The following is a 12,315-nucleotide window of genomic DNA, read 5'->3' on the forward strand; positions in this document are numbered from 1 at the left end:
GGGTCCGTCAGGCGGAGGCGGGACGCAACCGGTAGGCGTAGCTGTAGGTGCGCCCGGAGTGCAACAGGTACTTCTCCAGCGGGGCCGCGCCCCAGGAGTCGATGCCGCCGACACCCATCTGACGGTGATTGACGAGCAGGACCGTCTCGTCGCGACGCTTCAGCTGATACGGATGCCTGGGGCCGTCGAGGTCCGACGGCGTGAAGTGCAGGGCGCTGGTCTCCAGCAGCGGCTCGCCCTCGGCGGGGTCGGCGACGACGGTCAGACCCTCGCCGGAGCGGTCGGTCAGCGACAGCCGGCGGACGTCCGTCTGATTTCCCGTCTGCTGGGGCCGTACGTACGGGGCGACCTGCTGATCGACCGTGGAGCGCCACCGACCCACGAACGCGGACGTCTTGCGGTCCTGGTAGTTCTCGTGGGGGCCGCGCCCGAACCAGGCGAGCCGTTCGTGGCCGTCCGGCACGGTGAGCAGAGCGCCGACCACGGGCAGGTCCGGCAGCCCGGCCGGGGCGTCGAGGGTGTGGCGCACCCGCACCTCACCGTCGGCCCGCACCCGGAACGTCGTGTTCCAGGTGGCGGTCCTGGGTGAGGTGGGCAGCGTGCAGGTGACGTCGACGACGACCTCGCCGGGCGCGGGCTGCGAAGCCGTCACGGAGGTCACCGTCCGCTTGATTCCCGCGTCCCGCCAGGTCGCGGCCGTCTTCTGGAAGCCGCGGCCGATGTCGTTGTCCGTGGGGCCTCGCCAGAAGTTGGGCACGGGTCCCTCGGCGAGCAGGGCCCGTCCCTTCCAGGTGTACGAGGCCAGGGTTCCGGAGGACTTGGACACCACCACCTCCACCTCCCGGCCACTCACCGTGACCTCGGTCGCGGTCTCAGTGACCGCCAGCCTGCCGGTCACCGGGGTGTCGCCGGGGGCCGGGGCGTGCCGGTCCAGCGCCAGTTGCTCGGCGGCGACCTCGTGCCCGGCTGGGGCCCAGCGGGTCCGCTCGCGCAGCAGGAAGGAGAGGTTCAGAAAGTACTCGCCCCCGGACTCGGAGGGCGAGGGTGCGCGGTACGGGATGTGCACGACGCCTTCCCTGCCGGGAGCCACGGCCGGGGCCGGAAGCGTGCCGTGCTGCACGGTCTCACCGTCCCGGGTCACGGACCAGCGCAGCGTGTAGGCGTCCAGGCCGCTGAAGAGATGCTTGTTGCGGACCTTCACGGTGCCCCCGGACCCGCCGGAGAGGTCGTCGGCCGCGATGCCCACCGGCTGGTAGCACTTCTTCAACTCGATCAGCCCGGGGTGGACCGACCGGTCCGCGGCCACCAGTCCGTTGCAGCAGAAATTGCTGTCCGTGGGATAGCCGGCGTGCCAGTCGCCGCCGTAGGACAGGTACATATGCCGGGAGTCGCCCGGCACCGGCAGTCTGATGGCCTGGTCGACCCAGTCCCAGACGAAAGCGCCGTGCAGGTTGGGATAGCGCTCGAAAACGTCCCAGTACTCCTGGAGGTTTCCGCCGCTGTTGCCCATCGAGTGGTTGTACTCGCACAGCATGAAGGGGGTCTGGTTACCGGACCTGCCGTAGTTCTCCACGCCGTCGGGGCTGGTGTACATCTCGCTGTGCAGGTCGGCGACGGAGTTCATGCCCTCGTAGTGCACCGGACGCGAGGCGTCGCGGGCGTGCGCCCAGTCGGCCATGACCTTGAAGTTCGTTCCCTGCCCTGCCTCGTTGCCCAGCGACCAGACGACCACGCACGGATGGTTCTTGTCCCGTTCGACCATGGACCGCAGCCGATCCACACAGGCGTCGGTCCACTCCGGCAGGGAACCGGGCACCGTGTCCCGGACGCCGTGCGTCTCCAGGTTCGCCTCGTCGATGACGTACAGTCCGAACTCGTCGCAGAGTTCCAGCCAGCGCGGGTGGTTGGGGTAGTGCGAGGTGCGGACGGCGTTGATGTTGTGCTGCTTCATCAGGCGGATGTCCTCGATCATCCGCGCCTCGTCGAGGGCCTGGCCCCGTTCGGGGTCGGACTCGTGGCGGTTGGTGCCGCGGAACATCACCGGCTCGCCGTTGATCGTGAACCGCCCTGACCCGCATTCCACCTGCCGGAATCCGATCCGCGTGCTGTGGACGTCGGTCGTCCGGCCGCGTGTGTCGGTGAGTGTCACGACGAGCGTGTAGAGGTTGGGGTCCTCGGCGGACCACAGCGCGGGAGCCCGCACATCACCCTTCAGGGACGCCGAGCCGTCGCCCGCGTCACCCGAGAGGCGGACCACCCGGCGGCCCCGGGCATCGAAGAGTTCCGCCGCGACACGGTGCCCCGCGGTGCCGTCCTCGCCACGGTCCCGCACGGTGACATCGACGGTCAGCACGGCGTCGCGGTAGGCGGCGTCCAGTTCGGTGTGCACGAACAGGTCCTGCACGTGGACCGGGGGGATCGAGTACAGGTAGACGTCCCGGAAGATCCCGGACAGGTCGATCATGTCCTGGTCCTCCAGCCAACTGCCGTCGGACCAGCGGTGGACTTCCACCGCGAGGACGTTGTCGCCCTTCCGCACATGCGGTGTGATGTCGAACTCGGCGGGCGTGTAGCTGTCCTCGCTGTAGCCCACCCGCTCACCGTTCACCCACACGAAGAAGGCCGACTTCACCCCCTGGAACGACAGCAGGGTGCGCCGCCCCGACCAGTCGGCGGGCGCGGTGAAGGTGCGGCGATAGGAGCCGACCGGGTTGAAGTCCTTGGGCACCTGCGGGGGGTTCGGCGTCTCATAGCCGATCCACGGGTACTTGATGTTGAGGTAGATCGGTTCCGGGTAGCCCTCGATCTCCCAGTTGGAGGGCACCGGTATGTGGTTCCATCCACTGTCGTCGAAGTCCGGGGCCTGAAACCCGGTGGGCCGCTGGTCCGCGTTCCGCGACCATCGAAAGCGCCAGCTTCCGTTGAGCGAACGGTAGTACGGGGAATCCTGGAACCGCCCCCGCAGCGCGTCGGCCGGGCCCGCGTACGGCACGAGGCGGGCTCGCGCCGCTTCACGGTTCACCTGGAAGATCCGCGGGGCGGCGTCCCACGGATCGCCCTCGGCGGCGAACGCCAACTTCTGGGCGTTGAAAGCGGCCCAACCCGCCAGGGCGCCCGCGGCGAGCACCGTACGACGGCGCGGATGGTTCGAACTGTTTCTCTCTGCACTCATTCGCGACTCCGGACTCAAGGCATCAAGAATCGTCAGCATCGAACAGAAGGCCCCACGACACAAGACTGTCGACGGTCTCCTGTCAGCCGATGCGCGCCGGTGTGCGCAGCAAACAGCCGTGGCCGACGCAGCGGACCGGGCCGGTGAGGTGGAGGGTGCCGGTGAGGCGGATTTCGGTGCGGCGGGTCGGGCGACAGCCGCGATGGCAGCTCACCGAAGACGGCGCTCACCGATGCCGGGGCCGTTACGGTGACGGTGCCTCTCGTGGTCCGGCGACGTCCAGGCCGTGCGCGGTGTGCAGGGACTTCTTGGTGGTCGGGCGCTCCTCGACCGCGACGATCCTCACGCCCGCCGCCCCGTCCACCGACAGCGCGATCCCGGTGACGTAGGCCGCGGCGTCCGAGCAGAGCCAGACCGCGGCCGCCACGGCCTCCTCCGATGTGGCCATCCGGCCGAGCGGGGTGATCGCCTCTTGTCTCGCGATCATGCCGGTGCCGGCCACCACCCGCTCGAACCCGGGTGTGCGGGCCGGCCGGGGCAGACGGCGTTGACGCGGATACCGCGCGGCGCGTAGTCCACAGCGGCGACCTTGGTCAGACCGACGACACCGTGCTTGGCGGCGACGCAGGCGGGGGAGGTCGGGATCGCGTGCAGGCCGGCGTTGTTCACGGCGAAGTCGAGGCCGTCGTACGCCTCGACCGTGCGCTGGACGGCCGTCCGGACCGCGTCCTCGTCGGCGATCTCGACGCGGACCGCCGGTGCCTCCCCGCCGTCCTTCCTGATTTTGGTTCCGGCCGCGGCCGGCCGCGGCCGCGCGACCGCGGTCACGGTCGCCGGCGGGAAACCCGCTCGCCCCGTGGACCCCAGGGCTGTCACGTCGGCCGACGGTCAGCTGAGGGGCACGAGGATGCCGTTGCCGTGCTTGCCCGCCTCCGCCTCGTCCAGCAGCAGCGCGGCCAGCGTGGTGCGGGAGATCCTGGGCGGCAGCAGCGGGCGCCGCAGCTCCGCCAGCGGCACGATGCGGCGGGTGGGACTGAGGGGGCCGTCCGTGACGTCCGGAGCGTGGAACACCGTGGCGCCGGCCTTCAGGGCGATCTCGTCGGCCTCGGCCTTCTCGGCCAGTTCCGATCCGACGAACATCCGCATCACCCCCGCGTAGATCAGTCCGCCGGACCGGCTCGACACGCCCGAGCCCAGCGCTCCGAGCCATACCGTGCGGACGTTCGCCGCGGCGAGCCTCCTGGCCCCGGCGACCAGCGCGCCCGGGCCGTCACCCTTGCCAATGCCGATGGCCGAGACGACCACGTCGACGTCGGTCAGGCCGGGGAAGCTCTGCGGGGCGGTGACATCAGCCTGCCTGATCTCGACCTGTCGTGGCGCGGGCACGGTGACCTTGGACGGCGCGCGGACCAGGGCCACGACCTCGTGTCCGCGCTCCAGCGCCTGGTCGACGAGCGTGCCGCCGGTCCGGCCCGAGGCTCCGAGTACTGCGATGCGCATGATCATCCACTTCCTGACTGAACAACTGTTGGCGACTTAAGTAAACAACCGTTGGTTATCAGTGTCAAAGTGAGGCCACCTGTAAGGTGAACAGCTGTTGCTGAACCACTCACCCTGGCCGGAAGGGAGCGAGGTGTCGTCTCAGGAGTGGTCCGCTCCCCGTCGCCGCAATCCGCGCGGGCAGGGACAGGTGCTCAAGGCCCAGCTTGTGGACGCCGCGGCCAAGCTGCTGGCCACTCTCGATCAACCGGAGACACTGACGCTCCGGCAGGTCGCGCGCGAGGTCGGGGTCGCGCCGGCCAGCATCTACAGCCACTTCCCCGACCTGAGCGCACTGATCGAACACGTGCTGCGGCTTCGCTATGAGGAGCTGGCCCGGCTGATGGACGAGGCCGCGCAGCCCGCCACGAGCCCGCTGGCCGACCTCGTCGCCCGGTGCGCGGCCTATGTGCACTGGGGAGTCGACCAGCGCGGCCACTACCGCACCCTGTTCGGCGGCCGGATGCCTGCCGACCTCGTCCCTGGTACGGCCCACGGCGCCGGGGCCGAGCTGCTCGGCGCCGTCGTCGCCTCCCTGGCGGCTGCGACCACCGGGGAGCGGAAGCGGTGCGCGGCGGATCAGCGGTGGCAGGCCGGACTCATGCTCTGGACCGCCCTGCACGGTTTGGTCAGCCTCTACAACGACCACGGCGCCATCCCCTGGCCGCCCTTGGACGGTCTGCTCACCGACCTGATCAGCTTGCACACCGGCCGGCCGGCGGCCGAGATCGGGGCCCTCCTGCCCCAGGGCGAGGGGGCGTCCGGGCCTGCCGGTCTCCGAGGCCCGTAAGGGCCGTGGCATCGGCATGGGCGACCTGCTTCTGCCTCCTGTGAGCGGACGTGGCGCCGCGCCGGTGACCGGTGGGGCGGCCAGCCGACGCGGCGCGTCTTCCGCCATGAGCCATGAGCCCTTCCCTCTCAATCAAACGGGAAGCGTCTCGCCCCGGCCCAGTTGGGAGCGCTTCCAATTACGAGACTGTAGAGCCTTGTTCTCGCTGCGTGAAGGGCGAGTTGTACGTCGACTCTTGACAGCTTGACCAGCCCGCAACACGATACGGGCCACATCTCAAGTGCTCTCAGCGTCATTGGGAGCGCTCCCATTGGGAGCGCTCCCAACGCTTGCTGTCGACCTTCGGACCCGTCGTCCCCGCCGGAGAGTCGCCGACGCAAGGGGGGCGTCGTACCACCGCACTTCCTCAGCGCGTCGCTCGCTCGTGACCGAGAGCGTGCGACACACCCCTGTCAGGAAACCGAGGTACAGTCATGCGCCACAGACTCCGCGCCCTGATGGCAGCGCTCTTCGCCTTGCCACTGGCGCTCGCCATCGCACCGTCCGCTCACGCGGCCGACCCGACCACCATGACCAACGGGTTCTACGTGGACCCCGACTCCAGCGCGAAGAGGTGGGTCGCCGCCAACCCCGGCGACGGCCGGGCGTCCGCGATCAACGCCTCCATCGCCAATACCCCGATGGCCCGCTGGTTCGGCTCGTGGAGCGGCACCATCGACACCGCTACCGGCGCCTACGCGGGCGCAGCAGACAATGGGGACAAACTACCCATCCTCGTCGCCTACAACATATACAACCGCGACTACTGCGGCGGACACTCCGCGGGCGGGGCCGCTTCGCCGTCCGCCTACGCCACCTGGATCGCCCAGTTCGCCGGCGGGATCGCCAACCGCCCGGCCGTCGTCATCCTCGAACCGGACTCTCTAGGGGACTACGGCTGCATGACCCAGGCTCAGATCGACGAACGCGAGGGCATGCTCACCGGCGCCCTCGCCCAGTTCAGCCGCCAGGCCCCCAACACCTGGGTCTACCTCGACGCCGGCAACCCGGGCTGGGCGGACCCGGCGACCATGGCCCGGCGCCTCCACGAAGCCGGCCTCCGACAGGCCCACGGCTTCTCCCTCAACGTCTCCAACTACTTCACCACGAACGAGAACACCGCCTACGGCAACGCCGTCAACAGCGAACTCAACGCCCGCTACGGCTACACCAAGCCGTTCGTCGTGGACACCAGCCGCAACGGCAACGGCTCCAACGGCCAGTGGTGCAACCCCTCAGGCCGTCGCATCGGCCCCTCCACCCAGCTGGGCGGAGGGGCCGAGATGCTCTTGTGGATCAAGACCCCGGGCGAGTCCGACGGCAACTGCGGCGTCGGAGCCGGCTCCTCGGCCGGACAGTTCCTCCCCGAGGTCGCCTACAAGATGGTCTACGGCTACTGATCCAGGACTCCCGTGGCCTGGTTCACCCCTGCCCCGCGGCCGGGCCACGGGCACCGTCCGCAACACTCCGGCCACGAAGCCCTACGCGGACCCCGCCCCTCTCGGAACGACGATTCCGGGTCGGGCCCGCAGCTTCTCCGCGCAGGGCGCGTGGCCCGCATGGCGCCTGGGACGCTCTGCCGATGCCACTTTCCGCCGTCACCGCGCCGGTCCGGAATCTGATCAAGGTGCCCGCTGCCGCGCGGCCAAGGATGGGGAGGTCTTGGCGTCGCGGCACGAGAACGCGGTGCTACGTCGCCACCCATAAGCCCTGCGAGATATTCCGGCGCCGCCCGCGAATCTTGCGAGAGGTATTGACGCCGCTCACCGGTCCCCTACCATCCAGATTGCTCGATACTTCGACCCTTGTTCGATATCGCGAACACAGCATAGCTACTCCACTCGCACAGCAGGACACTTCCGGGCCACGCCCAGCGGAACGACCGAGCCGCAAGGAGCACGCCGCACATGCATATGTCATGGCCGCATCAACCCTGCCGTCGTCGCGCGCCGGCTGCCGCCACCGGCCGCGTCCAGGGCTCCACCTCCACCACCACGGTCCAGCTCGGCCACCCCGCGATGCGGGACGGCGACCGGGCCGGACTCGCGCTACCGCGTAGCCCCTCCGCACGGATCGCTGTCAAGCGCGAGGGCGGAGCGAGCCGGGTGGTGAAGGTCAGCGGGTTGACCGTGGACAGCAACCAGCACCGGGCTACGAGCTCGTGAGCGCGGCCCGTTCCGGGCAGCCGCATCCGGCTGCGCGCGAGCGCGGACGCCCTCCGAGGCGCGGCACGCCGGGTCTCGTAGCCCATCGAGCCGTTCGGCTCCTCAGCTCCGTCTCAGCCAAGGAAGGTCATGAACAACGCAACCCGCACCGCCCCGCGCGAGCTCCGGTCTCGATCAGACCTCGAACGGCTCGCGGAGTACGTGAGGGTCACCGTGCGGCGAGCTGCACCAACGCGAACCCGTCCGGACAGCCTCTGACCGGGCCGGCCGGAACCGCCTACTCAAGAATCAAGAGGTCCTCATGCGCGGAGGAACTTTCAACCGCAAACGTCTGTCTGTGATGCTCGGCGCCTCGGCCGCGGCCCTGGTCTCGTTGGCGGCCACGCTCGTCGCCAACCCGGCTCAGGCGGCCACCAGCGCGTGTTCTCTTCCGTCGACGTACCGGTGGAGTTCGACGGGTGTGTTGGCGCAGCCGGCGAACGGGTGGGTCTCACTGAAGGACTTCACCAACGTGGTGTACAACGGCAAACACCTGGTCTACGCGTCGAACGTGTCGGGATCGTCCTACGGCTCGATGAGGTTCGCTCCCTTCACGAACTGGTCGGACATGGGGTCGGCCGGCCAGACCGGGATGAGCCAGTCCGCGGTGGCGCCCACGCTGTTCTACTTCGCGCCCAAGAACATCTGGGTGCTGGCGTACCAGTGGGGTGCGTGGCCCTTCATCTACCGCACGTCGAGCGATCCCACCAACCCCAACGGCTGGTCCTCGCCGCAGCCGCTGTTCACCGGTAGCATCTCCGGCTCCGGCACCGGTCCGATCGACCAGACCCTGATCGGTGACGGCCAGAACATGTACCTGTTCTTCGCCGGTGACAACGGCAAGATCTACCGAGCGAGCATGCCGATCGGGAACTTCCCGGGCAATTTCGGCTCGTCGTACACGACGATCATGAGCGACTCGACGAACAACCTGTTCGAGGGGGTGCAGGTCTACAAGGTTCAGGACCAGAACCAGTACCTCATGATCGTTGAGGCGATGGGTGCGAATGGGCGCTACTTCCGCTCGTTCACCGCTTCCAGCCTGAGCGGTTCGTGGACCCCGCAGGCCAGCAGCGAGAACAGCCCCTTCGCGGGCAAGGCCAACAGCGGCGCCACCTGGACCAACGACATCAGCCACGGTGACCTGGTCCGCAACAACCCCGACCAGACCATGACCATCGACCCCTGTAACCTGCAGTTCCTCTACCAGGGCAAGTCCCCCTCCGCCGGCGGCCCCTACGACCAACTGCCCTGGCGGCCGGGTGTCCTTACCCTGCAGCGCTGACCTCGCGCTTTCACCGGGTGGGCTGTCCGAAGCCTGATCACCAACGTGAGAAGTGCTTCTGACGCGTAAAGAGAGCCTGTTCAGGGTGATTGTGGGCAGGGTTGGGCGCTCGGGGTCGCGATAGGCCGCCGGGTGTCTGGCCCTGTCGGTCAGGCAGCGTGCTCCTTCGGGTTGAGGTTGACGGTCTAACCGAGCTGGTTCAGCTGGTTGATGGCCCGGCGGGTGCGCGTTCCGGGTCGCGTCGGGTGAAGCAGGCGCTGCCGGGTTCCTGATGGACGACGTTGTCGGTGAGCATGTGCCAGTTCGCGGTGGTGATCGAGTGCTCGACGGCGACCAACGCCCTGAGCGGGCCGCGCCGTGCGGTCAGCCACGTGTAGCGGGCCTGCAGGTCGGTGTCCTTGGTTCGCACCGCGCCTCACGCCGCGAGGCCGAGGGCGCCCTCGAGATACGGGTTGCCGGGCCGGACTTCGGTCTTCTTGGTGCGGCCGGCGGACTCGTGGTGGCCGGAGCAGACCCCGGCCCAGGAGGCGAGGTGACGGGCCGAGGCGAACCGGCTCATGTCCCCGCCGGTCTCCGCGATGATCACTTCGGCGACCGCCCGGTTGATCCCGGGAATGGTGTCGAACAGGCCCAGGGCGCCTCGAAAGGGGGTCATCGCCTCCTCGATCCGCTCGTCCAGCCCTTCATCCTCCGCCGACCACGGCTGAACGGACGCCGGCCCGCGAGCGACCTCCGGCAACCGTGGAGCCACGGCCACCACGAGCAGCACGAGCACGACACAGTCACCGCGCCCCATGGCGGACACGGCGGCCACGGGACGCCTCCGACCTGCGAAAGGAACCGACCGTGTCAGCATTCAGACGGCTGTTCCGGCGTCTGCGCGCCTCGACGGCCCTGCTCACCGGCCTCGTCCTGGCCGCCTGCGGCCTCGTCGGCACGGCTGCCGTGCCGGCCCAGGCAGCCACCTCCATCACGATCGACGGCGCCTCCGACGGCCGCACCTTCGACGGCGTCGGCGCGATCAGCGGCGGGGGCGGCAACAGCAGACTTCTGATCGACTATCCCGAGCCCGAGCGCGGCCAGGTCCTCGACTACCTGTTCCGGCCCGGCTACGGTGCCTCCCTTCAGATCCTCAAAGCGGAGATCCGCGGCGACACCAACTCCACCTCGGGGGCCGAGCCGAGTCACCAGCACACCCGGTCCGACCTGAACTGCGACCGGGGCTACGAATGGTGGCTGATGGAGCAGGCCAAGGCCCGCAACCCGGACATCAAGCTGTACGGGCTCGCCTGGGGCGCGCCCGGCTGGATCGGAGGCGGGAACTTCTGGTCCACCGACATGATCAACTACCTGGTCTCGTGGCTGGGCTGCGCCAAGCAGCACGGGTTGACCATCGACTACCTCGGCGGGTGGAACGAGCGAGGCTACAACGTCTCCTGGTACGAGCAGTTGCGCAGCGCGCTCAACAGCAACGGCTACGGCAGCACCAAGATCGTGGCGGCGGACTCCGACTGGGCCGTGGCGAACGACATCAACTCCAACCCCGCGTTCGCCGCCTCGGTGGACATCATCGGCACGCACTACCCCTGCGGCTACCGTTCGTCCCAGTCCAACTGCTCGGTGCCATCGGCCGCCACCTCGTCCGGCAAGGCGCTGTGGGCCAGCGAGAACGGCTCGGACGACTACAACGCGGGAGCCCCCGCCGTGGCCCGGGGCATCAACCGCGGATACATCGACGGCCGGATGACCTCGTATCTCAACTGGCCGGTGGTCGCCGCGCTCACACCCAACCTGCCGTACCCCACCATGGGGCTCGCCCTGGCCGCGCAGCCGTGGTCCGGGCACTACAGGATCGGCAAGAACGCCTGGGTGATGGCACAGACCAGCCAGTTCACCAGCCCGGGGTGGAAGTACCTCGACGCCTCCAGCGGCTACCTCGGCGGCAACCGGAACAACGGCAGCTACGTCTCGCTGAAGTCCAAGAACAACTCCGACTACTCCACGGTCATCGAGACGATGGACGCCGGCGGCCCCCAGACGCTGAACTTCACCCTCGCCGGGGGACTGTCCACCGGAACCGTCCACGTCTGGTCGACCGACGTCAATTCCAACAACACGGCCGACTACCTCGTGCATGCCGCGGACGTCACGCCCTCCGGCAGCGGTTTCAGCCTGATCGTGCAGCCCGGTCACGTCTACACCCTCACCACCACGACCGGTCAGGGCAAGGGGACCGCCACCGGCCCAGCCCAGCACTCGATGAGTCTGCCGTACAGTGACTCCTTCGACAGCTACGCCACCGGCACCGAGGCCAAGTACCTCATGGACTGGCAGGGCTCCTTCGAGGCGGTGGGCTGCGGCGGCGGTCGCGGCGGCACGTGCGTGCGCCAGATGAGCCCGCAGAAACCGATCACCTGGGACGCGCTGTCCGACCCACACGCCCTGCTCGGTGACGTGGGCTGGAGCAACTACACCGTCTCGTCCGACGTGCTGCTGGAACAGTCCGGATACACCGAGCTGATCGGCCGTGCCAACGCACAGGACTACAGCAGCACCGGCGGGCTCAACGCCTACCACCTGCGGGTGAGCGACACCGGGGCCTGGTCGATCCTGAACTCCGACACAGGCGGCAACGTCTCCACCCTGGCCCGTGGCACGACCACCGCGCTGGGCACCAACCGGTGGCACACCCTGACCCTCACCTTCTCCGGCACCACCATCACCGCCGCCATCGACGGCGACACGGTCGGTTCCGTGAACGACCGCACCTGGGCCGGCGGGCAGATCGGCTACGCGACCAGCCAGAGCGAGACGGCGCAGTTCGACAACCTGTCCATCACCCCCGGCAGCGGCGGGAGCGACGGCGGCACGACCGGCCCGATCGTCGGGGTCGGCTCCGGGCGCTGCGTGGACGTGCCGAACCAGTCACAGACGGCCGGCACCCAGGTGCAGCTGTGGGACTGCAACGGCGGCAGCAACCAGCAGTGGACGAACACCTCGACCGGTGAGCTGCGGGTGTACGGCAGTGCCTGTCTGGACGCCGCGAACCAGGGCACCACCCCCGGTACCAAGGTGGACATCTGGGACTGCGACGGCGGCGGCAACCAGCAGTGGACGATCAAAGCCGACGGCACGATCACCGGCGCCCAGTCCGGCCTGTGTCTGGATGCCACCGGCGCGGGAACGGCCAACGGCACCTTGCTGCAGCTGTGGACCTGCAACGGCAGCGGCAACCAGAAGTGGACGCGCGACTGATCCGATGCCCCGCCGACGATCACCAGCTACC

8 protein-coding genes and 2 pseudogenes are annotated in these 12,315 nt (G+C 68.9%); 5 read left to right on the forward strand and 5 right to left on the reverse strand.

Annotated features, from left to right (window positions below; translation table 11 throughout):
• Positions 1-7: 7 nt before the first annotated feature.
• The 3 genes and pseudogenes from ACFYOY_RS41070 to ACFYOY_RS41080 all read right to left on the reverse strand — a co-directional run bounded on the left by ACFYOY_RS41070 (position 8) and on the right by ACFYOY_RS41080 (position 4,672).
• Complete coding sequence (locus tag ACFYOY_RS41070) at positions 8-3,172, reverse strand: glycoside hydrolase family 2 TIM barrel-domain containing protein (RefSeq protein WP_388592819.1); 3,165 nt, start codon at positions 3,170-3,172, stop codon at positions 8-10.
• 355 nt (positions 3,173-3,527) lie between these two features.
• A pseudogene (locus tag ACFYOY_RS41075) lies at positions 3,528-3,973 on the reverse strand (SDR family NAD(P)-dependent oxidoreductase); the annotation flags it as partial.
• Positions 3,974-4,060: 87 nt separating this feature from the next.
• Positions 4,061-4,672: an NAD(P)H-binding protein gene (locus ACFYOY_RS41080; RefSeq protein WP_351903742.1), complete on the reverse strand. Its 612-nt coding sequence runs from the start codon at positions 4,670-4,672 to the stop codon at positions 4,061-4,063.
• 133 nt (positions 4,673-4,805) lie between these two features.
• Here ACFYOY_RS41080 and ACFYOY_RS41085 point away from each other — a divergent pair, with 133 nt between their 5' ends.
• The 4 genes and pseudogenes from ACFYOY_RS41085 to ACFYOY_RS41100 form a co-directional block, all read left to right on the forward strand.
• Positions 4,806-5,501 carry a TetR/AcrR family transcriptional regulator gene (locus ACFYOY_RS41085; protein ID WP_388592823.1) on the forward strand — a complete coding sequence of 232 codons (696 nt, stop codon included), beginning with the start codon at positions 4,806-4,808 and terminating at the stop codon, positions 5,499-5,501.
• Between the two features lie 473 nt (positions 5,502-5,974).
• Entirely contained in the window at positions 5,975-6,940 is a 966-nt protein-coding gene (locus ACFYOY_RS41090; protein WP_388592826.1) for a glycoside hydrolase family 6 protein, read from the forward strand.
• 507 nt (positions 6,941-7,447) lie between these two features.
• Positions 7,448-7,705: a hypothetical protein gene (locus ACFYOY_RS41095; protein ID WP_351903954.1), complete on the forward strand. Its 258-nt coding sequence runs from the start codon at positions 7,448-7,450 to the stop codon at positions 7,703-7,705.
• Positions 7,706-8,126: 421 nt separating this feature from the next.
• Positions 8,127-9,029: pseudogene (locus ACFYOY_RS41100) on the forward strand (non-reducing end alpha-L-arabinofuranosidase family hydrolase); the annotation flags it as partial.
• 199 nt (positions 9,030-9,228) lie between these two features.
• Here ACFYOY_RS41100 and ACFYOY_RS41105 read toward each other — a convergent pair.
• Together ACFYOY_RS41105 and ACFYOY_RS41110 are read right to left on the reverse strand one after the other, a co-directional pair.
• Entirely contained in the window at positions 9,229-9,438 is a 210-nt protein-coding gene (locus ACFYOY_RS41105) for a hypothetical protein (RefSeq protein WP_351903951.1), read from the reverse strand.
• Between the two features lie 6 nt (positions 9,439-9,444).
• A complete protein-coding gene (locus tag ACFYOY_RS41110; RefSeq protein ID WP_388592829.1) occupies positions 9,445-9,843 on the reverse strand; it encodes a transposase in 399 nt (132 codons plus the stop codon).
• A gap of 32 nt (positions 9,844-9,875) precedes the next feature.
• On the opposite strand from ACFYOY_RS41110, the gene ACFYOY_RS41115 reads away from it, so the two are divergent.
• On the forward strand, positions 9,876-12,284 hold the full coding sequence (locus ACFYOY_RS41115) for a ricin-type beta-trefoil lectin domain protein (RefSeq protein WP_388592832.1): 2,409 nt from the start codon (positions 9,876-9,878) through the stop codon (positions 12,282-12,284).
• Positions 12,285-12,315 lie beyond the last annotated feature (31 nt).

Source organism: Streptomyces sp. NPDC007875, assembly GCF_042868035.1.
In the GTDB taxonomy this organism is placed as follows: Bacteria; Actinomycetota; Actinomycetes; order Streptomycetales; family Streptomycetaceae; genus Streptomyces; species Streptomyces antimycoticus.

Excerpts from the sequence above, each read along its gene's own strand:
- ACFYOY_RS41095 (WP_351903954.1), top strand. The coding sequence starts at position 7,448 with ATGCATATGTCATGGCCGCATCAACCCTGCCGTCGTCGCGCGCCGGCT.
- ACFYOY_RS41090 (WP_388592826.1), top strand. The coding sequence starts at position 5,975 with ATGCGCCACAGACTCCGCGCCCTGATGGCAGCGCTCTTCGCCTTGCCA.
- ACFYOY_RS41080 (WP_351903742.1), bottom strand. The coding sequence starts at position 4,672 with ATGCGCATCGCAGTACTCGGAGCCTCGGGCCGGACCGGCGGCACGCTC.
- ACFYOY_RS41070 (WP_388592819.1), bottom strand. The coding sequence starts at position 3,172 with ATGAGTGCAGAGAGAAACAGTTCGAACCATCCGCGCCGTCGTACGGTG.